Origin of the sequence: Streptomyces sp. NPDC057486 (assembly GCF_042802415.1) — a bacterium.
In the GTDB taxonomy this organism is placed as follows: Bacteria; Actinomycetota; Actinomycetes; order Streptomycetales; family Streptomycetaceae; genus Streptomyces; species Streptomyces yanii.
This window is the reverse complement of the sequence record NZ_JBHVEE010000052.1, coordinates 14,554-37,418: the sequence shown is the minus strand read 5'-3', so window position 1 is coordinate 37,418 and position 22,865 is coordinate 14,554. Positions and strand designations below refer to the sequence as shown.

Annotated in this window: 16 protein-coding genes; 7 read left to right on the top strand and 9 right to left on the bottom strand. The window is 70.6% G+C overall.

Annotated elements, in window-relative coordinates; all coding sequences use genetic code 11:
* Window positions 1–259 precede the first annotated feature (259 nt).
* The 3 genes from ACFU6I_RS23900 to ACFU6I_RS23890 all read right to left on the bottom strand — a co-directional run bounded on the left by ACFU6I_RS23900 (window position 260) and on the right by ACFU6I_RS23890 (window position 4,408).
* Window positions 260–2,650, bottom strand: coding sequence for a glycoside hydrolase family 95-like protein (locus tag ACFU6I_RS23900; protein ID WP_384370246.1), 2,391 nt, complete (start codon window positions 2,648–2,650; stop codon window positions 260–262).
* Window positions 2,651–2,817: 167 nt separating this feature from the next.
* Complete coding sequence (locus tag ACFU6I_RS23895) at window positions 2,818–3,300, bottom strand: DUF456 domain-containing protein (RefSeq protein WP_384370243.1); 483 nt, start codon at window positions 3,298–3,300, stop codon at window positions 2,818–2,820.
* A gap of 118 nt (window positions 3,301–3,418) precedes the next feature.
* Window positions 3,419–4,408, bottom strand: coding sequence for a helix-turn-helix domain-containing protein (locus ACFU6I_RS23890; protein ID WP_384370240.1), 990 nt, complete (start codon window positions 4,406–4,408; stop codon window positions 3,419–3,421).
* 211 nt (window positions 4,409–4,619) lie between these two features.
* Here ACFU6I_RS23890 and ACFU6I_RS23885 point away from each other — a divergent pair, with 211 nt between their 5' ends.
* From ACFU6I_RS23885 to ACFU6I_RS23870, 4 genes are all read left to right on the top strand, one after another.
* Window positions 4,620–8,396: a S8 family serine peptidase gene (locus ACFU6I_RS23885; RefSeq protein ID WP_384370237.1), complete on the top strand. Its 3,777-nt coding sequence runs from the start codon at window positions 4,620–4,622 to the stop codon at window positions 8,394–8,396.
* A 121-nt stretch (window positions 8,397–8,517) separates the two neighbouring features.
* Entirely contained in the window at window positions 8,518–10,053 is a 1,536-nt protein-coding gene (locus tag ACFU6I_RS23880) for a protein phosphatase 2C domain-containing protein (protein WP_384370234.1), read from the top strand.
* 51 nt (window positions 10,054–10,104) lie between these two features.
* Window positions 10,105–11,847, top strand: coding sequence for a pyruvate dehydrogenase (locus ACFU6I_RS23875; RefSeq protein WP_384370232.1), 1,743 nt, complete (start codon window positions 10,105–10,107; stop codon window positions 11,845–11,847).
* Window positions 11,848–12,254: 407 nt separating this feature from the next.
* Window positions 12,255–12,707 carry a protein kilB gene (locus tag ACFU6I_RS23870; protein ID WP_384370229.1) on the top strand — a complete coding sequence of 151 codons (453 nt, stop codon included), beginning with the start codon at window positions 12,255–12,257 and terminating at the stop codon, window positions 12,705–12,707.
* A gap of 351 nt (window positions 12,708–13,058) precedes the next feature.
* Here ACFU6I_RS23870 and ACFU6I_RS23865 read toward each other — a convergent pair whose 3' ends face one another.
* The 3 genes from ACFU6I_RS23865 to ACFU6I_RS23855 all read right to left on the bottom strand — a co-directional run bounded on the left by ACFU6I_RS23865 (window position 13,059) and on the right by ACFU6I_RS23855 (window position 17,514).
* Complete coding sequence (locus tag ACFU6I_RS23865) at window positions 13,059–16,172, bottom strand: alpha-mannosidase (RefSeq protein WP_384370226.1); 3,114 nt, start codon at window positions 16,170–16,172, stop codon at window positions 13,059–13,061.
* 448 nt (window positions 16,173–16,620) lie between these two features.
* Complete coding sequence (locus ACFU6I_RS23860) at window positions 16,621–17,010, bottom strand: barstar family protein (protein WP_384370223.1); 390 nt, start codon at window positions 17,008–17,010, stop codon at window positions 16,621–16,623.
* Between the two features lie 111 nt (window positions 17,011–17,121).
* The gene (locus ACFU6I_RS23855) at window positions 17,122–17,514 is read right to left on the bottom strand and encodes a ribonuclease domain-containing protein (RefSeq protein ID WP_384370220.1); all 393 of its coding nucleotides are present in this window, start codon (window positions 17,512–17,514) and stop codon (window positions 17,122–17,124) included.
* A 236-nt stretch (window positions 17,515–17,750) separates the two neighbouring features.
* Here ACFU6I_RS23855 and ACFU6I_RS23850 point away from each other — a divergent pair, with 236 nt between their 5' ends.
* Window positions 17,751–18,152 (top strand): ATP-binding protein, encoded by a 402-nt coding sequence (locus ACFU6I_RS23850; RefSeq protein WP_384370217.1) that lies wholly within the window; start codon window positions 17,751–17,753, stop codon window positions 18,150–18,152.
* 69 nt (window positions 18,153–18,221) lie between these two features.
* On the opposite strand, the gene ACFU6I_RS23845 is transcribed toward ACFU6I_RS23850, so the two are convergent.
* On the bottom strand, window positions 18,222–19,298 hold the full coding sequence (locus tag ACFU6I_RS23845; RefSeq protein ID WP_384370214.1) for a DUF2637 domain-containing protein: 1,077 nt from the start codon (window positions 19,296–19,298) through the stop codon (window positions 18,222–18,224).
* Between the two features lie 190 nt (window positions 19,299–19,488).
* Window positions 19,489–20,337, bottom strand: a complete 849-nt coding sequence (locus ACFU6I_RS23840) for a (2Fe-2S)-binding protein (protein WP_384370211.1) — start codon at window positions 20,335–20,337, stop codon at window positions 19,489–19,491.
* Window positions 20,338–20,482: 145 nt separating this feature from the next.
* On the opposite strand from ACFU6I_RS23840, the gene ACFU6I_RS23835 reads away from it, so the two are divergent.
* Together ACFU6I_RS23835 and ACFU6I_RS23830 are read left to right on the top strand one after the other, a co-directional pair.
* A complete protein-coding gene (locus ACFU6I_RS23835; protein ID WP_384370208.1) occupies window positions 20,483–21,298 on the top strand; it encodes a GntR family transcriptional regulator in 816 nt (271 codons plus the stop codon).
* Window positions 21,299–21,404: 106 nt separating this feature from the next.
* Window positions 21,405–21,818, top strand: coding sequence for a hypothetical protein (locus ACFU6I_RS23830; protein WP_384370205.1), 414 nt, complete (start codon window positions 21,405–21,407; stop codon window positions 21,816–21,818).
* Between the two features lie 66 nt (window positions 21,819–21,884).
* Here ACFU6I_RS23830 and ACFU6I_RS23825 read toward each other — a convergent pair whose 3' ends face one another.
* Window positions 21,885–22,670, bottom strand: coding sequence for a hypothetical protein (locus ACFU6I_RS23825; protein ID WP_384370202.1), 786 nt, complete (start codon window positions 22,668–22,670; stop codon window positions 21,885–21,887).
* Window positions 22,671–22,865: the final 195 nt, after the last annotated feature.

Genomic DNA, 22,865 nt, shown 5'->3' with positions numbered 1-22,865 from the left:
CCGGCCGACCGACGCCGTCTTTGCGTGGCCCCTGTCAATCGACCTGGCCGGCCTGCCTGTTGACGTCGACTGGCCGGGGATCCAGTACTACGCGATCGTGCTCGTCGCCTCGCTGGGGGGGCATCGCATCCACGATGCCGCTGCTCAGGCGCATCACGGGACCCGAAACGGCACGCAACGAGCAGCAGGAACGACGACGGCTCGGACCGGTTAACTGCAGCCGGTCCGAGCCGCCCCTCGTTCACGGCCGGGGCCGGACTCAGACCGGCAGGCCCCAGCGCGGCGCGGTGGTGTTCGGGGTGACCGGGCGGATCGTCAGGTCCGGGCGGTCACCCTCGGCCGTGATGAGCGCCGAGTCGCCCTTGCGGAGCTCGATCCGGACCGTGCCGTCCGCCACCTCCTCGTACCGCAGCGGCCGTCCGTGGTGGTCCCGGATCTCGATCGGGCCCTCGATGCCGTGGCGTACGACGCAGGGGGCGCCGGCCTCGCTGGTCAGCCGGAGCCAGCGGGTGCGGCCCTCCTCCCGTACCGCGCTGAGCAGGAACGCGCCCTGGGTGCGGAAGTCATGGACGGTCAACTCCCGCCAGGCGGCGGGCAGCGCGGGGAAGACCCTGATCGTGCCGCCCCAGGACTGGCACACCATGTCGTGCAGCGACTGGGCCGCGGAGAGCGGGGTCTCGATGACCGGGCCCGACTCCTTGTACATCGTGTTCGCCTGGATGAAGCGGCTCATGAGCTGGCCGAGGTACTTCAACGCGTCCTCGCCCTTGCCGAGCAGCGCGGACATCGAGGCGGCGCCGGTGAAGGTGTAGCCCTGCAGAGCGCCTTCGAACCCCACCCAGTGGGCGAGGGACTTCTCGATCAGGGCGCGTTCGTCGGGTGTCGCACCCGTCACCTCGTACAGCGGATACACCGCGAGCATGTGTGAGTAGTGGCGGTGCGACTTCGCGAACGGGACCCCGGCGCCGATCATGAACCCGTTGGCGTCGACCGGGTACGGAGCGAGCTTGGTCAGTACCTCCTGCCAGCGCGCGGTCAGCGGGTCGTCGACGCCGAGCTGCTTCGCCGAGTCCAGCAGGGTGCGGCAGCCCCAGCGCAGCAGCATCAGGTCGTAGTTGCAGTCGGGGGCGTTGACGCCGTACTCGGGGGAGAACGTCGCCGGGAGATGCAACTTGCCGTCCGCGCCGGGCGTCAGGAAGTGCAGGTAGTAGTTGACGGCCTTGCGCAGCAGCGGGAACAGCGTGTCGCGCAGGATCGAGTCGTCCATGGTGTGCCGGTAGGACAGCCACACGTTGTGCAGCGCCCAGGTGAGATTGCCGACCTCGGGGGTGGGAGGGTCCTGGCCGGGAATGCCGACGCCGTATCCGAGGACGGGGGCGGTGGCACCGCCGTTGATCAGCTGCGGGTCCGTGGTGCGTGGCAGTCCGGCCGAATCGGCTCGGTAGGGGGTGGCCACTTCCTTGGAGAGGTTGTCGCGGAATTCGCTCAGGGACCGGGTGATCGCGTCGAGCTCCAGGTGGTTGGAGCCGTGGATCAGCCAGTACTCCAGCTGGGCGTTGAGGTTCCACCAGGTGTTGGGCCAGGGAGTGGGTTCGAGCCAGGGACCGGAAGTGGCCATCACGGGCGCGTCCTTGCGCGCCGCCGATGCCGTCTTGTACAGCTGGATCCAGTAGAAGCGCTGCATCCGGGCGTCCGGGAGCGACAGGAAGCTCTTTCGGTAGTACCGGTCCCACCAGCGGTGATGCGGTACGACGAGCCGGCCGTACGGGAGGGCGGCCGCGGTCCTCACGCGGCGCAGCGCACGGTCGCGGGCCGTTGCCCTCGGGTGCGAGTGCGTGACCGTGACGTACAGGGTGCGTGCCCCGTCGCGGGCGACCTCACGCCAGGCGGTGACATGCTCGCCGCCCGCCAGCAGCGGCTGGACGGCGGCAGACGATCCCCCGTGCTCCTCGACAGTGGCGGGCGGATTGCCGGTGTAGCCGGCGGGAGGCTTCTGGAAGCCGGCTCGCGGGCTGACGGCATCGGCCGGGTGGAAGACCCAGCGGAAGCCCTGCTCGCCCTCGCTCGGGGTGATTTCGACGGCCAGCAGATCGCTGGAGGAGTGGACGAAGGCGCGCAGCTTCAGGGTGCCCGCAGTGGTGGTGATCGTGCCTTCGAGTTCGGCGGTGCGCAGCCGCATCCACCACTCGATGCCGGTGATGGTGCCGGCCGGTTCCAGGGTGAAGTGGCCGATCGGCAGGCGGGCGAGGCCGAAGAGGGAGCCGAACTCGGGGCGGTGGTCCTGGACCTCGGAGTGCTGGACGTTGAAACGGACCGCCGTGGTCGTGGCGCCCGGTTCGGCGTAGATGCCGGAGCCGAGGCGTCCGTTGCCCAGATACGGGCCCTCGTACCAGGTGGTCGGCAGCTTCTGCCAGAGCAGATCGGCGTCGTCGAGGACGGTGCGCCAGCTGTCAGCGGGGGAGTGCACGACGGGCGCGGGGGAGCCGGCAGGCGCGGTGGCCGGGGCTGCCGCCTGGGCGGGGAAGGCCGCGCCGCCCAGTGCCAGGGCGCCGCCGAGCGCGGTACCGGTGGCGAGAACAGTTCTTCGGGAATGGGACGGCGACGAGGGGGCGGTCCCGGGCGTGCGGGAAGGATCCGGTGCAGTGGGCAAGGCGTCTCCTGGCGACTCGTACACAGGCGCATCAATTCATCCGAGCTATTCCTTGACGGAAGGTAAGCAAGGGGCGCCTGGGCGTCAATAGTTCGGGAGAGATCGGATGTGTTTCCGTCCACCTGGACGGAATCCACGCTGGTGGTCGCAGGGAAGGGGGTGGGCGGTCAGCCCCGGAGCACCGCTCCCAGCCACGCCCCCGTCACCAGCAGACACGCGAAAAGCTCGACGAGTACGGAGTAGCCGGTGGCCCGCATCACCGAACGGAGCGAAGTCCGCGCCGCGCCGCCGCTGCCGAGCCGCAGGCGCTCTGCGCCGTAGATCGCCCCGACGTATCCCAGGATTCCGCCCACCACCGGCACCAGGAAGAAGCCCACGATCCCGGCGATCCCGCCCAGCATCAGCGTCCTGCGCGGCGCCCCGGCCTCGCGCGGGCGGCGCGGGCGCAGCAGCGGTTTCAGCGCCTGGTTGAGCAGCAGGAGTACGGTGGCGCCGATCAGTACGGCCCAGGCGGTCGGGGTCACGTCGGTGAGCGCCCACCACAGCACGGCGGCCCAGACAATCGCCTGGCCCGGCACCCCGGGTACCAGCACGCCCACCAGACCGATCAGCATGACCAGGCCGACGGCGACGAGCTGCCACACACCCATCCCACCAGCCTGCCCGAGTCCGGCCCGTCCCGCCCGTCGCAGGGGTCGGGGCGGACGCCGTCGGCGCAGCTCAGAAGGATGATGGGGCAGTCCCGACGCCGTGGCGGACCCGTCTCGCTCAGGCCCGCGGCGTGCGGGCCACCCAGCCCCGTTCGTACGCGTGCCAGCCCAGCTGCAGCCGCGTCGACACCCCGGTCAGCTCCATCAGGCCCTTCACCCGCCGCTGTACGGTCCGCAGTCCCAGCTCCAGTTGCTTCGCCACGCTCGCGTCCGTCAGGCCGGCCAGCAGCAGCGACAGAATCTCCAGATCGGTCGGATCGGGGCCGACGGGGTCCTCGTGAGCCCAGCCGCTCTCCCCCAGCCGCAACGGCATGGCGTCGCGCCACACCGCCTCGAAGAGCCCCATCAACGATTCCAGCAGCCCGGAGGCATGGACGACCAGCGCCGCGGGCTCGGCACCCCGCCCGGTCATCGGCACCATCGCCAGCGAGGCGTCGGCGACGACCAGCTTGGTCGGCACCCGGTCGACGACCCGGCACTGTTCGTCCCGGCTCAGGGCCGCCGACAGCTCCAGGATTCCGGACGGCAGTGCGAGCACCTCCCGCTCGATCACCACCCGGAAGGACACCCCACGGGTCGCCGCCTGCTCCTCGGACTCGTTGTCCATGCCGCTGACGGCAATCGGCTTCCCGGTGACGAGGGCGCACACCTCGCTGGTCGCACCCAGCTGCAACTGATGGAAGCGGTGCGCCACCGCGCTCGCTCCCGTGACCACCTCGACCAGATCGTGCACGGCCGGCTCGGCCGCATCCGACCGGTACTCCTCGGCGAGCAGCGCCGCCGCCAGTTCCGCCTGTTCCAGTTCGTGGCGCTGCTGGGTCAGCAGCGCGCCCAGGGCGACCCCCGGCGGCGCCGCCACCCACCGCCCCGTGCGGGCGGACGACTGGGCGGCGAGGCCCTGTTGTTCCAGTCGGCGAAGCGCACGCTCGGTGTCCGACTCGGGAAGTCCCAGCCGGTGTGCGAGGTCGGAGACCTCCGCTGCGCCCACCGCGACGAGCGCACGGTAGGCGGACTCCTGTCTCCCGTCGAGACCTATGGCTCCCAGCACCCTTGGACCCTCCCCGGACGCGTCAATTCCGCATCGTTCCGCCCACTTCGGCCGGCCGGTCGTGGCGGAAAGCAGCCACGGCGTAAACCCGCCGTGTACATCATCCCTGCATCGCCCGTCGCCATGCCAATGTGGCGCCCACCGCAGCACCAATAGCCTCCGGAATCAGGCAGCTTGTGCCGTCCTGTTCCGTATTCATCTGGGGAGAGCGATGCGCCCGATATCGCGTACGGCACTGGGGGCGGCGACCGCCGCGGTCCTGGCCGTCACCGTGGTCGCGCCGTCCGTGGCAGCGCCACCGACGGAGTCCACATCGAAGAGACCGCTGACCGGCAGCGCGGCAGCCGGCGCCGACGCCGCCGCGAAGGGCGGCAAACCGGTCACCGTCACCCTTGTCACCGGCGACAAGATCCTGGTGAGCACGGACCGTTCGGGGGTCCCGTCGGCCACCGCACTGCCCCGTGAGGACGGCACCGTACCCCTCGTACAGACCCGGCAGTCCGGCAAGGACCTGTACGTCTACCCGGACACCGCGACCGACGCGCTCGCCGCAGGCACGGTCGACGAGGAACTCTTCAACGTCACCGGCCTGATCCGCCAGGGCTACGACGACGCGAGCACCACGTCGCTGCCGTTGATCGCGGTCTACGGCCAGAGCCTGGCCCGTTCCGCGCCCGCCGCCCCGCGCGGCGCGAAGCGCGGCCTTTCCCTCGACGCCATCGACGGCGTCGCGCTGAAGGCGGACAAGGCGAAGGCCACCGACTTCTGGTCGGACGTCACCAACAACCGCTCCCGCTCCGCCTCCGGTCTGAAGAAGCTCTGGCTCGACCGCAAGGTTCAGGCCACCCTCGACAGGTCGACCAAGCAGATCGGCGCCGACCTCGCCTGGGCCGCCGGATACGACGGCAAGGGCACCAAGGTCGCCGTCCTCGACACCGGTGTCGACGCCGAACACCCCGACCTCAAGGGCCGGATCGCCGCATCGGAGAACTTCACCGACTCCGACACCACCGACGACCGGCAGGGCCACGGCACCCACACCATCTCCACCGTGGGCGGGACCGGCGCGGCCAGCGACGGCAAGAAGAAGGGCGTCGCACCCGGCGCCGACCTGCTCGCCGGCAAGGTCCTCAACGACAGCGGCTTCGGTGCCGAGTCCTGGATCATCGCCGGTATGCAGTGGGCCGTCGATCAGAAGGCCGATGTCGTCTCCATGAGTCTCGGGAGCCCGACGCCGACCGACTGCACCGACCCGATGAGCGTCGCCGCCGAGGAACTCGCCCGGAGCAGGGACACCTTGTTCGTCGTCGCGGCGGGCAACTCCGGCCCGACGCTGAACACCGTCTCCTCCCCGGGCTGCGCCCCGAGTGTGCTGACCGTCGGCGCCGTCGACCGCGACGACTCCACGGCTCAGTTCTCCAGCCGCGGACCCGTGATCGACGCGCACACCCTCAAGCCCGAGATCGCGGCTCCCGGCGTCGCCATCTCGGCGGCGGCGGCCGGTGGCCGAGGTGTCTACGCGTACCGGACGATGTCCGGCACATCGATGGCCACCCCGCATGTCGCGGGTGCCGCAGCCATCGTGAAGCAGCGTCACCCGGACTGGACCGCACAGCAGATCAAGGCGGCCCTCGTGTCGTCGGCGAAGAGCGACATCCCCGGTGACGTGCGGGAGACCGGCGGCGGACGCCTCGACGTGAAGGCCGCCATCGACACCACCGTCGTCGGTGCCCCCGCCGTCCAGGGAGGCACGTTCAACTGGCCCCAGGGCAAGTCCGACCGCACCACGGTCGACGTCCCCTACACCAACTCCGGCACCGAGCCGGTGAAGCTGTCGCTGGAGGTCCGGGGCGTCACCGGCAACGACGGCTCGGCCGTCCGCTCCTCCGTCGCGAAGCTCGGCGCGAGCAGTGTCACCGTTCCGGCCGGAGCCACCGTCAAGGTCCCGCTGCAGATCGACCCGACCGCGCAGCTGAAGGCCGCCCAGTACGGTGATGTCACCGGGCGTGTGCTGGCCACCGGCGCCGACGGCGTCAAGGTCTCCACCCCGTTCTCGCTGTACGTCGGCGCGGAGACCGTCACCCTGCGGGTCAAGCTGGTCGACCGCACCGGCAAGCCGGCCGCGGGCTCGTCCTCGCTGGACGTCATCGGTACCGACACCGCCACCGGTGAGCGCCGCTTCAACGACGGCTCGGCCGACCAGGTGTACCAGGTGCGCCCCGGCGCCTACTTCGTCTCCAGCTTCATCATGTCGCCGGACCTGAAGGACGCCACCGGCAGGCTCGTCGAGTCCGTCGGCTACCTGGCGCGCCCGCAGGTGAACGTCACCAAGGACACCACCCTGGTGCTGGACGCCCGCAAGGCTCACCAGATCCAGGTGAAGACGGAGGACCGCGCGTCCGAGAACCGTTCCACGACCCTCGCCTTCGGCCGCAGCTGGGACGACGTCTGGCTGCACTCGGGCTCGATCAGCGGTACCCGCATCGTCAAGAACTACCTGGTCGACATCCAGGGCAGGGCGAGCGACGGTGACTTCGAGTTCGACAGCGCCTGGCGTGCGTACGCCCCGCAGATCGAGAAGCTCTCGGTCGTCGGCGGCGCCGAACTGCACCCGGTGCTCGCGAGCACCGGCTCCGTCAACCTCGACGGTACCGGCGAGGCCGCGCTCGTCGACGCGGGCACCGGCACCCCCGCCGAGCTGAAGGCCGCCGATGTCACGGGCAAGATCGCCCTGGTGAAGGTCACCGACGACGGATCCATGAGCGCCCAGGCGAGGAACGCCAAGGCCGCCGGGGCCAAGGCGATCATCGTGCACCGGCCGTCACCGGGCCTCTGGCAGCCGGCGGTTGGATTTGGTTCGGCTCCGCTGCCCACCCTCGCCGTCGAAGCGAGTGAGGCCGCCGACCTGAACGCCGCCCTGGCAGCCGGCCCCGTGAAGCTGAGCTGGAAGGGCACTGCCGCCAGCCCGTTCGTCTACAACCTGAGCTTCCCCGAGACCGGACCGGTCACCTCGGACCGCACGTACAAGGTCCGGGACAGCGAACTCGGCAGGTCCACCGCCACGTACGAGGCAATGGGTGTCGCGGCCGACTACGCCGATGCGATGCTCTTCGACCGGCCGTTCGGCGGGCGTTACTCCGCATCGTTCGACGTCGTCGCCGTCCCGGGCAAGCGCACCGAGTACTACTCGGCGGGCGACACCGGCTGGGAGCGGTACGTCTCCTCCAGCCTCCCCTGGGGCGAGTCCATGGTCGACCCGGCACATACCTACACGGCCGGCTCGAAGCGTACGGAGAACTGGTACCGGGGGATCGTCGGTCCGTCCACTCCTCGCGACGCGCAGGGCAAGGAAGTGCTTGCAGCCGAGCGTCAGGACAACCTGATCGGCGTTGCCCCCGGCTTCTGGGCGGACAGTGAACACGCCGGTATCCAGGGCTCCTTCGGGGATATCGGCAGCATGAGGCTCACCAGCGGTGGCAAGGTGCTCGGCGAGTCCGGGTGGCCGTCCGGAGTGTTCACCGTCCCGGCCGAGGACGCGGCGTACGAGCTCACCATGCAGACCTTCAAGTTCGGTCAGCCCGCCGCCGTGTGGAAGCGGTCCACCCAGACCGAGACCACCTGGAAGTTCCGTTCGAAGCGGGACGAGAACGCGTACTCTCAGGGTATTCCGCTGCTGTTCCCCGGATACGATCTGGCCACGGACGGCATGAAGACCCTGGCGGCGCAGGACGGCCAGAAGATCGGCCTGAGTGTCACGGGTCACGCCGGCTACACGCCCGGCAAGCTGACCGCGGCCAAGGTCTCGTACTCGTACGACGGTGGTACCACGTGGACCCAGGCCACCACCGCACAGCAGGACGGGCGTTGGACCGCGACCGTGAACCACGCGGGTGCGGCCGGCAAGCCGGTCACGCTGAAGACGGAACTGACGGACGCCAACGGAAACTCCGTCGTCCAGACCGTCGTCGACGCGTACGCGGTGCGCTGACCTCGGCCACACCATGACCGGTCCGCCGGGCGTCCTTCCCGTGGGGGGTGGGGTCGCCCGGCGGACCTCTTTTTTCCTGATGACCCGTTTTCGTACGGCCCGTGCGGTGGACAATAAGGGCATGAGTCAGCAGGGGGAGAGGCCCGCCGCCCACGAGGACGACTGGTGGCGCAGGCTGTACGACGAAACCGCCCCGGACGCCGGGGCGAGCAACGCGGCCGACAGTCTCGACGACCGATTCGACTCGGCTTCGGGGGCAGTGGGTCCGGCGGGGCCGGGCGTGGGCATCGCCTGTCCGGAACCACCCCGCGTGGCGCCCGCCGACGGTCCGCCCGTGCCGCCTCCGCCGCCACCTGCACCTCCGCCTCCGCCTCGGCCTGCGTCGGCACCGGAACCTCCACCTCCGCCGCCTGCACAATCCGTACAGGCGCGTGCGCCGTGGGAACCGCCGGCCGGCCCCTCGCGGCCGAGGACATTCACCACACCGCCGCCGGCCGCACCGCCGGCCACGCCGCCGTCCGTTGTCGAAGCGCCGGCCACAGCCTCCGTTCCGCCGCTCCCGAGACGGCCGGTCGCCTCGAAGCCGACGGCGCCCGAGGCGGCACCGACCACCGTGCTCCCGGCCGCACCGATCCCCGGGACCGCTCCCGAACCCCCTCCCGCCCCCGAGGCGCGCCCGGGCCTCTCGTACGTGGGCGACCGCCCGCCCACCTACGACGCCGAACCGACCGCCCTCCCCGCCACCGTCCCGCAGGAACTGGACGGACTCGTCGCCGACACCGTGCTCGACGGCGCCCGCTACGGGACATACACCCTCCGCGCCGCCTCTGTGCGCGGCGATTCCGCCCGGTTCAGGGGAGAGCCCCGACGCGACGCCCTGCTCACGGTGCGGTTCGGCGCCGCCGAGAGCGCCCTCGTGCTCGTCGCGGTCGCCACCGGGGCCCGTGCCACCGGGAGTGCGCATCTCGCGGCCGCGGACGCCTGCCGCTGGATCGGCGGAGCCGTCGGCCGCAGCCACACCAGGCTCTCCGAGGACATAAGAGCGGGTCGCCGCGGCGACCTCAAGTCGGGCCTGCACCGCCTCACCGACCGCAGCTACGGCAAGCTCCGCGCCCGCGCCGTCGAGCTGGGGCTCGAACCGGAGGAGTACACCGCGGGGCTGCGGTGTCTGCTGCTGTCGGCCGATCCCGCCTGCCGTACCCGGGTCTTCTTCGGGGTGGGCGGCGGGGGACTCTTCCGGCTGCGGGAAGGCGTCTGGCAGGACCTCGAACCGGACGTCCCGGAGACCGGGGTCATGACCGGGCAGGCCCTCGTCGGCTTCGGGTCCACGCCCCCCGGGAGCGAGCCCGACGACGACCGGCTGACCATGGACCTGGGGATCGCGACGCCCCCGTCCCCATACGTCGAGAGCCCGCCACCGCCACCCGCGCAGCCGTTCCGGTTCCGGGCCTCGGTGGCCCGCCCGGGGGACACGCTGCTCCTGTGCAGTGCCGGTCTCGCCGAGCCGCTGCGCGGCGAACCCGCCCTCGCCGAGGAACTCGCCGACCGCTGGACGCCCCAGGAGCCGCCCGGCCTGGCGGCTTTCCTCGCCGACACACAGCTCAGGGCGAAGGGGTACGCCGACGACCGTACGAGTGTCGGCGTCTGGGAGGCGTAACCGCGCGCGCCATGGGTTGATGGACTCCTAGCGCGGAGAGGATACGCACCCATGGCCAAGCAGAACGTGTCGGAGCAGTTCGTCGACATTCTCGTCCGGGCGGGCGTCAAGCGCCTGTACGGCGTCGTCGGCGACAGCCTCAACCCGGTCGTCGACGCCATTCGCCGCAACGCGGCCATCGAGTGGATCCAGGTCAGACACGAGGAGACCGCCGCCTTCGCCGCCGGCGCCGAGGCCCAGATCACCGGGTCCCTGGCCGCCTGCGCGGGTTCCTGCGGCCCCGGCAATCTGCACCTCATCAACGGCCTCTACGACGCCCACCGCTCGATGGCCCCGGTCCTCGCCCTTGCCTCGCACATCCCTTCGAGCGAGATCGGTCTCGGCTACTTCCAGGAGACCCATCCGGATCTGCTCTTCCAGGAGTGCAGCCACTACAACGAGATGATCTCCAACCCGCAGCAGATGCCCAGGCTGCTCCAGAGCGCCATCCAGCACGCGATCGGGCGCGGCGGGGTCAGCGTCGTCTCGATGCCGGGCGACATCGCCTCCCAGCCGGCGCCGGAAAAATCGATCGAGCACGCCCTGGTCACCGCGCGGCCGACAGTCCGACCCGGTGACGAGGAGATCGAGAAGCTCCGCCGGATGGTCGATGACGCGAAGCGGGTGACGCTGTTCTGCGGCAGCGGCACGGCGGGTGCCCACGCCGAGGTCATGGAGTTCGCCGAGCGGGTGAAGGCCCCCGTCGGTCATGCGCTGCGCGGCAAGGAGTGGATCCAGTACGACAACCCGTACGACGTCGGCATGAGCGGACTGCTCGGCTACGGTGCCGCGTACGAGGCGACCAACGAGTGCGATCTGCTGATCCTGCTCGGCACCGACTTCCCGTACAACGCCTTCCTGCCCACCGATGTGAAGATCGTCCAGGTCGATGTGCGCCCCGAGAACCTGGGCCGCCGCTCCAAGCTGGATCTGGCGATCTGGGGCGATGTCCGTGAAACGCTGCGCTGTCTGACGCCCCAGGTGAAGGTCAAGACCGACCGCAAGTTCCTCGACCGGATGCTCAAGAAGCACGCCGACGCGCTGGAGGGCGTGGTCAAGGCGTACACCCGCAAGGTCGAGAAGCACATCCCGATCCACCCCGAGTACGTCGCCTCGGTGCTCGACGAACTCGCGGACGAAGACGCGGTGTTCACCGTCGACACCGGCATGTGCAACGTGTGGGCGGCCCGCTATCTCACCCCCAACGGCAAGCGCCGGGTGATCGGTTCGTTCAGCCACGGCTCGATGGCCAACGCGCTGCCGCAGGCGATCGGCGCCCAGTTCGTCGACCGGAGCCGGCAGGTCGTGTCGATGTCCGGCGACGGCGGATTCACCATGCTGATGGGCGACTTCCTCACCCTGGTCCAGTACAACCTTCCGGTGAAGGTGGTCCTGTTCAACAACTCCGCGCTCTCCATGGTCGAGTTGGAGATGCTGGTGGCGGGGCTGCCGTCGTTCGGTACGACCAACAAGAACCCGGACTTCGCGGCGATCGCCCGGGCGGCCGGGGCGTACGGCGTACGGGTGGAGAGGCCCAAGCAGCTCGAAGGCGCCCTCAAGGACGCCTTCAAGCACAAGGGACCGGCCCTGGTCGATGTTGTCACCGACCCCAACGCGCTCTCCATCCCGCCGAAGATCAGCGCGGAGATGGTGACCGGCTTCGCGCTCTCCGCGAGCAAGATCGTGCTGGACGGCGGCGTGGGCCGGATGCTTCAGATGGCCCGCTCCAACCTGCGGAACGTGCCCCGTCCCTAAGGGCTGCCCCGTAATCCCTGGTGGGCGCACGACGACAACTGCGGCACCTCGCCGCGTTGTCGGAACGCCCGTCAACGACGCCGTCCACGGGAACCGGTTGGCACTCGACGAACATGAAGTCGCCTGCTTGCGGCTCGGCCTGAGCAAGGAATCCGGCGGGCCGGGACGGCGTCACACCGTGAAGACGCGCTCGACTTCGTCGCGCTGCGTGCACAGGTCCCAGTAGAGGGGAGCGACCTCCTCGGCCGATGCCGCCGGTACTCCGGGCGGGCCGTCCGTGCCGATCCACACGCCGATGGCGACGTGCGCGGCCTGGACGAATTATCGTCGCGGCCATGACAGGTCGGTGAGCTGCTGGTGGTCGGCCAAGCGCGGCGCCTACCGCAACCAACAGGGAGGACTTCGCGATGTGGCCCAGCATTATTGCCGTGGTCGGCACACTGCTCGGGGGCGCTCTGACCGGGCTGCTTCAGATCAGGAGTACGCGGATCGCTCAGAGTGCTGCCCGTGCTGACCGGAGGGCAGAAGCGCTGCGCAGGGCGCTGGGCGAATTGGTGGCCGCCCTGGGCGACCATCGGCGTGCCATGTGGCATCGCGAAGTCCTGCGCCTCGACGGAGCGAGCGGAGAAGCCGTCGAGGCAGCCCGCACGGCCTCCCATGCCACGCGCTCGGCCGTGACCGGCCCACTGGTCGCGGTATCCGTCCTTGAACAATCCCTTGCTGGGCCGGCTCGTCAGGCTGCCCTGGCCGCTTTCAACCTGCGCGACGCCACCGACCACACTGTCCTGGCCTCCCGCCGCGAGGCCGCCATCGCAGCGACCGACGAACTGGTCGCCGCTGCCGGCCGAGCCATGGCCTGACGTCCGGGACGGCCGGGTGACGCAACCCGGGCACCCCGACGAACAGACAGACTTCGACACTTGTCCAAGACCGAACCACATCGGGAAGGAGAGCAGTCTTGGGAGTGTCGGAGATCCCCATCAGCTCGGCGAGTTGACCGCGAACCCGCGGTCCGCCCTCCAGACTCAGGACAGCCCACCCGCGGGTTCACTGCGTTCGGCGGCTCGCCGCAGGGGCCGGTGACCTCCCGGGACAGAACACCCAGGGCCACTCGTTCGGATCACGCCGGGCTCGCGCGCCCCGGTGCCGGATCCGGGCTGATCCAGGCAAGGCCCGGGTAGGGTCCGGCGGCTCAACGGCGGGGCGGTCGCTCAGGCCGGGGTCAGTCGCACCGTCAGGATCTGGAACGGCCGCAGCGCCAGTACGAGACCGTGCTCATCGGTCGTCGCGTCATGCAGGGGCCGTTCCAGCAGGTCGGTGATCCGGGCCCGCACGACGGGGAATCCGACCCGGAGCGTGGTCTCCGCCCGGCCGCCCGCCGACTCGTACAGCCGGACGACCACATCGCCGCTGCGGTCCTCGGCGAGCTTCACCGACTCCACGGTCACCGCCGGATGCCCGGTGGTGACCAGCGACGGCACGGCCGGGGCCACCGCCGCGCGCAGCGGCAGATTGAGCGCGAGCCCCTCGCGCACCGCGTCCGGGACCTCCGCCCCGGGTGCCAGCGCGTACCGGAACCGATGCGTGCCGAGGTCGGTCTCCGGATCGGGGCTGTGCGGAGCGCGCAGCAGGGTCAGCCGTACGGTCGTGGCGAGCCCCGACCCGTGCGGGGTCCGGGTCACGTCGTGCCCGTACGTGGAGTCGTTGAGCACCGCGATCCCGTATCCCGGCTCGGCGACCCGCAGCCAGCGGTGCGCACAGATCTCGAAACGCGCCGCGTCCCAGCCGGTGTTGTCGTGCGTTGCGCGGTGGACGTGCCCGAACTGGATCTCGGACGTGGACCGTTCGGCATGCACGTCGAGAGGGAACGCGGCCTTGAGGACTTTCTCGGACTCCTTCCAGTCCACCTCGGTGTCGATGTCGATCTGTCTGCTTTCCGCCGCCAGCCGGATCTCCTGCACGATTCGCGACGTTCCGAACGAGCGCACCACGCGCACGGCTGCTCGCAGCGGTCCCTCCTCGATCAGCTCGACCGAGTCGGCATCGATCAGATCGGTGCGGGACCGTCGGTAGTGCCGGTCGATGTCCCAGGCGTCCCAGTGGTTGGGGTGGTCCGGGTGAAGCTGAAGGAGGTTGGCCCGGTGACCGGGGGCGAGGACCTCACGCCGTGCACCGAGGTCACGGACGGAGGCGATCAGCCCGTCGCGGTCGACGGTGAAGCGCAGCAGCCCGTTGTCGAGGACGAATCCGCCGTCCGCCGTGCGGCCCGCCGTGACCTCGCGTTCGGGCACCGCCGACCCGTCGAGCAGTCCTGCGCCCAGCCCCGGCGCCTCGGCGAGCACCGCCGTGCGCCAGTCGGCCAACTGCTGGACATGGGCGCCGGACGGCAGCACGGCGCTCGCCTCCGCGTCCAGCTCCAGCACCTGACGGCGGTCGTACGGGGAGGAGTTGAGCGCCACCAGCCCTTCCGCGGCGCCGAGCGCGGTCACCGCGTCGGCGACCAGGTCGGCCAGCTCAGCCCGCACCTGTTCGTAGGTGTCGCGGGCCTCGCGGTGCACCCAGGCGATCGATGAGCCGGGCAGGATGTCATGGAACTGATGCAACAGGACCGTCTTCCACACCCGGTCCAGCGTCTCGTACGGATAGGCATACCCGGGCGCTCGAAGCGCTGCCGTCGTCGCCCACAACTCGGTCTCCCGCAGCAGGTGTTCACTGCGGCGGTTGCCCTGCTTGGTCTTGGCCTGGGTGGTGTACGTCGCCCGGTGCAGCTCCAGATACAGCTCCCCGGACCAGACCGGGGCCTGCTCGGCGTACTCCTCCTCCGCAGCCGCGAAGAACGCCGACGGCTTCTCGATCGTGACGCGCGGAGAACCCTCCAGATCGCGGAGCCGGCGCGCCTTCTCCAGCATCTCGCGGGTCGGACCGCCGCCGCCGTCTCCCCAGCCGAACGGCACCAGCGAGCGGGTCGCCCGCCCCTTGTCGGCGAAATTCTTCTCCGCGTGGGCGAGTTCACGGGCATGGAATTGTGCGTTGTACGTGTCCACCGGCGGGAAATGGGTGAAGACCCTGGTCCCGTCGATGCCCTCCCACCAGAAGGTGTGGTGCGGCATCCTGTTGGTCTGGTTCCAGGACAGCTTCTGCGTCAGGAACCACTTCACCCCTGCCAGTTCGGCGAGTTGGGGGAATGCCGCCGTGTAGCCGAAGGAGTCCGGCAGCCAGATCTCCTCCGTCTCCACCCCCAGCTCCTGCTCGAAGAATCGCTTTCCGTGCACGATCTGCCGCGCCAGCGCCTCACCGCCCGGCATATTGGCATCGGACTCCACCCACATCGAACCGACCGGCGCCCACTGTCCGTTTGCCACCGCGCGCTTGATCCGCTCCCAGATGTGCGGCTGATGGTCACGCACCCAGGCGTACTGCTGGGCCTGCGAGCAGGCGAAGACCAGCTCCGGATAGTCCTGGGCGAGCGCGGTGACATTGGCGAACGTGCGCGAGGCCTTCCGTACCGTCTCGCGCAGCGGCCACAGCCACGCCGAGTCGATGTGTGCATGGCCGGCGGCCGAGATCCGGTGCGTGCTCGCAGACGCCGGGCGGGCGAGTGCCTCGGCGAGCTCGGCCCGGGCCCCGGACGCCGTGCCCGCCACATCATGCAGATCCAGTGCGTCGAGCATCCGCTCCAGCGCCCGCAGGATCTCGTGCCGGCGCGACCGGTCGGCGGGCAGTTCGTGCATCAGTTCCGACAGCACCTCGGTGTCCAGGACGAGATGCCAGACCTCCTCGTCCAGTACGGCGAGATCCGCGGACGCGAACCGGTACAGGGGCTGGTCGCCCGCCGTGAGGACGTCCCCGAGCGGGGTCGGCGCGAAGCCGTGCTCCAGCACGGCCGGGTTGGCCGCCGCCTCGAGCAGCAAGGAGACCGGCTCACCGCCCGACGCCGCGGTCGCGACCGTCAGATGGCGATTGCGGGGGTGGATGCCCTTGAGCGGTACGCCCTCCGTGTCGTAGAGCATCCCCTCCGCCTGGAAGCCCGGCCCCTGACCGGAGAAACCGGGGTCGACGACCACCTCGACGTGGCGCCCAGCCCACGCCTCGGGCACCGTGCCCTCCAGCCGGAACCAGCTGGTCGACCAGGGCCTGCCCCACTCCGTACCGGTCCCGAACGGCTCGTACGTCCCCTTCAGCGCCTCCGTCACCGGCACCGGTTCGCCCGGAGCGTGCCACACGGTGAGGGTGAGCGGGGACCGTTCCGCGTACTGGGCGGGGCGGATGAATTGCTGGAGGGCGCGCTCCAGGCGGCCCTCCACCAGCGTGCGGTCGTCGTGCATCACGGCTCCTCGGGATCGGCGGTCGCGGGGCGTTCATGGCACCACTTCCCCGGTGACGCGAGGGGCACCCCCGACGGGCGACGGCCTACCGCGGTGGGCACCGGAGGGACCGAGCTCCGGTGCCCACCACAGGCAGGTCTACCACCGGGTGACACCCGGCGCGTGGAAGCGCCACAGCCGGTCGGAGCCGTTCAGGTGCTGGTCCGGATACGGGCTGGATCGGCTGCCGGAACCCTTGTACGTGTCGAGCGTCTGTACGTGTCGAGCGGCGGGGCGAGCGGCGCATTGACCCGAGGGCGCTACGGGTTCGCTCCGCGCCGGCCCATCCGCCACGGGCCATGGGTCGGACAAGGGCCGGTCCCAACCCGGCGGCGCGGGCAGCCGAGCCGGGAAGGGGGCGCAGGCGAGCACGGCTGCATGAACGTCACCACAGGGGCTCCCGCGGCGGTCAGTTGAGCCGCAGCGTGCCTGGCGTGGTCCGTTCCTCGACGATCTGCACCAGCTGGTCGAAGAGGGTGGGACCGCGGCCGGCCAGCGCCTCGTCGAGGGCCCGCCGAAGAGCAGGCCTGTTGGTGGGATGTGCGTGGCCGATCTGCTGTCGCAGCCGGCGTGCGGTCTCCTCGTGGCCCAGGGCCCGGGCGGAGAGCGCGTGATCGCGCCAGTCGATGACGAAGTCACCATCGTCCGGCGTTCCCATGCCGCCGCTCAGACAGTCCGCGAAGGCGTCGAGGTTGCGGCCGAAGTAGCCGCCGGGCCCGTTCACCGCCTCGCCGATCACCTGCCAGAACCGCTCCAGGCCGGTGACTTCGGAGCCCTCGATCACATAGGTCACGGTCATGGGCGCAGGGTAACTCCTCGGTGATCCGGGGATCCGCGCCGCAGGTGGGGGGCTACGGCGCGGATCGGACCGGAGGGGTGGAGCGGACTTACGTGTGCGGGCCGCCGGGACTCAGCAGCCGTAGTCGACGAGATCGAACGTCGCGTAGTGGTCGGCGGTGTAGTAGTCCTCCTGGGACGCCTCGCCCGTCACGATCCGCCGCGCGCCGCGGGTCGGGGAGCCCGGGGTGATGACCGTGTACTCGTGGTAATAGCCGGTGCTCCGGCTGGGCAGCACGCCTTCACGGTTCTGGAAGACGACCCCGTCCTGCGAGTACGGGAAGGGGCCGCCCGCCTCGATCAGATCGAGGGTGTCGTGCGCCTGGGACGGCAGGCCGGAGTAGCAGATGCTGCCGACCGACGTGGCCGCGGCGGTGGCGGACGCCGTGACCGGGCCGCCGACGAAGAGGACGGACAGGAGAGCGGCGACGCCACCGAGCATGGTGATCCGTGGGGGGATTCGCATGTCCACCATGATGACGCGCGTAGACATGGTCACGTCAACGCCAACACGTGTGAATTTTTTGGAAGTTAACAGGACCGCCGCGAATGTAACGGCCGAGCGTCCGCGAATCCGGGGTGCGCCCGCCCTCTGTGCACATATTGATGAGTCGACAAGCGTGACAGCCCCTGTGCGGGGCATGCATCCCGAGAGGAAGTTCGACGAGAAGGGGGCGATCGACTGTGCACGCGGGGGAGACGATGGAGCGTCAGCACGATGTTCAGCTGCGCCGCAGACTGGCTCGCACCGACCTGTCGGCCGTTGCCGAAGTGCGGTGTGCGTTACGGGAGTTCCTGCGATATCGATGGCGGGAGGAATCCGCCGAAGTGGCGGAACTCCTGCTCAGTGAACTGGTGACCAACGCGCTGGTCCACACGGATCACGGAGCGGTCGTCACTGTGAACGTGACGCCGGCGACGTTACGCGTCGAGGTCCGGGACTTCGTCACCCGACTTCCCATGTCGTACGTACCGAACGCCGACGACGGTACGCACGGCAGGGGATTGGTCCTGGTGCACGCACTCGCGGACGCATGGGGGGTGACGGCGCACGCGCTGGGAAAGGTGGTCTGGTTCGAGCTGGAAGGTGAAGGGCGCACCTGAGGGGCCCCTCGCTGCCTTGCCCGAACGGGTGGTTGCGCGGACGTCCTCCCGGACAACCACCCGTGGCACTCAGCCGAACTGCTGCTCCAGATCCTTGAGTTTCTGCTCCAGCGAGTCGAGCCGTGGCAGGGTCTGGGTGTCGTCCTCGGCCGTGAGATCGACGGTCCTCGGGTCGCTCGTGCTCCGGTCCGAGGTGGCCTTCGAGCTCGTGCCGTTCACGGCTTGCAGGGATGGTCGGGGGCGCAGAGGCAGCTGTCCCGGCTCCGCTGTGGCGGGCTCCCCGGCGGACTGTGAGCCCGTGGCCGGGGCGATGGACTGGACGTCGACCTGGGTGCCTCCCGGGGCCACCCGGCTCCAGGCGCGGTTCTGCCGGTTCAACGCCTTGATGTGCGCCCGGTCCAGCTTCTCCTGGTCCTTCCTGCGGAGACGGTTCTGCTCCTTCTCCCGCCGGTCCTCGCGCACCTCGTCGACCGCCTCGTCCAGCGTCCTTACGCCTTCGAGGAGCATCAACGACCAGGCGCCGAAGGTCTCCCGGGGTGCGCGGAGCCATCGCACGATCCGGATCTGCGGCAACGGGCGGGGCACCAGTCCCTGTTCGCGCAGTGCCGCACGGCGGGTCTGCTTCAGCGCCCGGTCGAAGAGCACCGCCGCCGACAGCGACATCCCCGCGAAGAACTGAGGGGCGCCCGCGTGGTCGATGCCGCGCGGCGCGTGCACCCAGTTGAACCAGGCTGCCGCTCCGGCGAAGGTCCACACCAGCAGACGCGAGCCGAGCGCCGCGTCACCGTGACTGGCCTCGCGCACCGCGAGCACGGAACAGAACATCGCGGCCCCGTCGAGGCCGAACGGGACGAGGTACTCCCAGCCGTCGGCGAGACCGAGGTTCTGACGGCCGAAGCCGACCAGCCCATGAAAGGAGAGCGCGGCGGCGACCGCCGCGCAGCAGAACAGCAGCACGTACGAGGCGGTGGCGTAGAGCGCCTCCTTGCGCCTGCGGCGTTCCTCGCTGCGTTCCCAGCTGTCGTCGGCCGCGGACGAGTCGACGGCGCGCTTCCCGCGCGCGACCATCGCCACCGCCGCCGTGACCCCCACGAGCAGCACAGCGCTCGGCAGGAGCCAGTTCAGCGATATGTCGGTCAGTCTCATGCGCGGTCCCTTGCGTCGCGTTAGGGGTTTCGGGCGCCATAGTGGCGGAATTCCCAACGGACCCAGGCAGTTCCGGGGCAAGAGAACGCCATTGGGGCGGCGAGGCATACGGATAGGCGCACTCTTGTCGAACTGCCTTACGTAGCAAGCGAGTTGAGTTCGAATTGCGCCGCCCGTGCGACGGTGCGAGTCAGGGGGCGGGCGTCAGTTTCCGTACCCGGTCGGTGTCGCACGTGCGCGGACAGGTGACGCAGGTGTCCTCGGGCCGCAGCGTGTAGAAGAGGCAGCAGCTGGCGCGGTCGCGCGTCGGCAGCGACTCACCGTTCGGTCCGGTGAGCTCACGGAAGCCCGCCGTGCCGACGTACGGCTTCGTGGCGCCGGGCAGGAGCGCCTCCAGCTCGGCCATGGCCCGTCGCTCCTCACCGAGCAGATGGGCGATGTACCAGAGGCCTTCGACGATCTCGTCCGTCGCCATGCCCCACAGCGCCCTCCTGCCACGGCGCATCCGGGGCCCGAAGCCGTCGAGCACCGGGCCGAGGTGTTCGGCCACCGCCGCAAGTACCTCGGCCCGCAGGGCGGCCTCGTCCGCCACCACCCGGGCGCCCGGAAGTGCGGCCGCCGGGTCGTCCGGCAAGCACGCGAACTCCCTCACGCGTACGGTCAGATGACCCAGGGCCCGCTGGAACGCGACGTCCTCGACGGGGATCCGCGGCACCCTGCGGTGCAGGAACCACGGCACGGTCACCAACAGGCAGGCGGGCCAGGCGTAGCGGTGCAGTCCGAAGCTGGCGACCACGTCGGGGCGGGCCTGTTGTCCGTAGTCCCGCAGCACCTGCGCGTCGTCCCAGGCGAGAAACGTGTCCAGGGCCGCGCCGCCGGCCGCGAGCTCGTCCGCACCCACCCAGCCGGCGCCGGAAGGGGTCGTCCCGCCGTCCCCGAGGACCTCGGCACGCAGCCCGGGGAAGACCTCGGCGAGGCGGGCGTACGCGTCCGTCACGGCGGACAGCGTGGTGCCGGGGAGCAGGGTGGGGAGGGTCATGCAGGGACCACCGAATCGCGATCGTTTGCAGGTAAGCCTTACCTTACCCGAACTGATCGGTGTTTGAACTGCGGCCTCGTCCGCTTATGGTGCACAACGGGCATGGTGCACGCGAGCCGGCCCACGGCCGGCCGAGGAGGTCCGAGTGGAGCAGGGCAGAGCGTGTGAGCAGGCGCGGGCGCCGTACACGTCGGCCGCGTCCGCGTCCGCGCCGCCGTCGGTACCGCCCGTCCGGATGCCGGAACAGACGCTCGGCAATCAGCCATGTGCCGAGCCGGCCGGTGCCGAGCCGGTGCGTGGCGAGCACACCCACAGCGAGCCGCCCGCGCCCCGCGTCGTGGTGCAACGGCACTCCGTGCGCGGCCAGATCCTGGACGCCCTGCGCGCCGCTCTCGTCGACGGCGAGCTGCTGCCCGGGCAGGTCTACTCCGCCCCCGTGCTCGGCGCCCGCTTCGGCGTGTCGGCGACGCCGGTCCGTGAGGCGATGCAGCAGCTGGCCATCGAGGGCGCCGTCGAGGTCGTGCCGAACCGCGGCTTCCGGGTTGCCGAGCGTGGCCCGCAGGAGCTCGCCGAGCTGGCCGAGGTGCGCGCCCTGATCGAGGTGCCCGTCATGCTGCGGCTGGCCCGCACCGTGGAGCAGGCACGCTGGGCCGCCCTGCGCCCGCTGGCAGAGGCCACCGTCGCGGCCGCCGCGGTCGGGGACCGGGCGAGCTACGCCGAGTCCGATCGCGCCTTCCACCGTGCGGTCCTCACGCTCTCCGGCAACCAGCAGCTCGTGATGGTTGCCGACGATCTGCACCGGCGCTCCCAGTGGCCCCTGGAGAACAACCCGGCCACGCGCCGCGCCGATCTGCTCGCCGACGCCGCGGAGCACACCGCGCTGCTCGACGCGCTGATCGCCCAGGATCTCGCCGTCGTGCAGTCGCTCGTACGCGAACACTTCGCGGGCGCGGACCGCTGACACCACGGTCGGGGCTGCCGCCACCTCCAGAGGTCGCTGTGGCTACCCTGTGCCTCTCATCGCATGATCGTTCTTGAGGGGGCGGGATGGTACGGAACCGGGGGCTGTGGGCGGTGTCCGGGCTGGTGGTGGCGGTGCTGGGACTGGCGCCGGCAGCGGCGGGCTGTTCGCACGACTCCGAGTCCGGGACGTCCACCAGGAACCCTTCCGGGACTCCGACGGCCACGACGCCGTCGGCGAGTCCGAGGCCCGACCGCACACCTTCTGTGCCCGCCGGGGCTTCGCCGACGCACACCGCACCTTCGGCTTCCGCTCCGGTCGCGTTCTCCGCGCCGCCGACGAAGCGGCCCGCACCGCCGAAGTCCCCGGTGGCACCGCCCAGACGCGACAGCAGCGGGCAGGACGCAAAACCCGCCGCCGCGGTGCCGCAGAACCCGAACCGTGGCACGAACCCGCCGCCCGCGCCGCCACGTCCGACACCGACCCCCGAGTGGAGGGACGCGGGATGGCAGCCCGGTGATCCGGTCGAGGACCGTACCTGACGGTCCTTTGCGGCGGCACCGTGCTCACGGCCTTCCCCCGGCCGTCAGTTGGCCTCGGCCGTTCCGGGGGCCGGTGGCTCCAGGTGCGGGGCCAGCCAGGTCGGTACGCCGCCCAGGAGGCGGAAGAGACGCCCCGCCTCGGCGCGCAGCCGCGCCGCCGCCTCCGGTTCCGGCTCGGTGTCCGCCAGAGCGATGAGCGCCGGGGCCGTGCCGACCAGATAGCCCAGCTCCTCCCTTATCCGCAGGGACTCGGCGAACCCGTGCCGGGCCTCGGCCAGTTCGCCCTCGCGCAGCGCCAGCAGCGCCAGGTGGCGCCAGGTCGAGGAGAGCAGCAGCTCGTCGCCCTGGGCCGTCGCGCCGGCGTGCGCTCTGCGGTACGCGGCACGTGCGGCCTGCGGCGAGTCGGCGATGTTCTGCGCGATCAGGCCGCGGCGGAAGTCGAGCAGCGGGCGGCCGGGGGCCGCGGGGGAGAGGAGAGCGGCGGACCGGCTCAGCGCGACCCGGGCCTCGTCGGCCCGGTCCCGTACCCCGAGAAGGGTCGACGCGTATGCCAGATGGCCGCGTTCGCAGGCGGCGGCGCCGCGCTCGGCGTCGTCGTGGGCGAGGGCCTCGGCGGTGCGCAGGGCGTCCTCGGCGTCGGTCCAGCCGTCGCCGGTGTACAGACAGCGTTCGGTCAGCAGAGCCGTCCGCTGGAGTGCCGCGGCCGGATCGGTCGTGGCGTCGCGTTCGAGCAGAGCGGCGGCGTCCACCCAGCAGGCGCGTGACCGCAGCCGCCATACCGCTGTCTGGAGCGGCGGATCGTCATCTGCTGTCGTTCCGGAACCAGACATGGCGGTATGCGCCACATTGCCCTCCCCGAGCGCGCCATTGAGCTGTTGAGGGCCTGTCCTCGAGCCGGGGCCCGACCCTGGTTCGAAGACAGGCACTGAGTCTGGCGGCATCTCAGCACGGAATGGCACGCCGGGCCAAGGGGTCAGGTGAATGAATTCACAATCGGCCGGTCGTGGGGAGGGCTGTGGTAGACG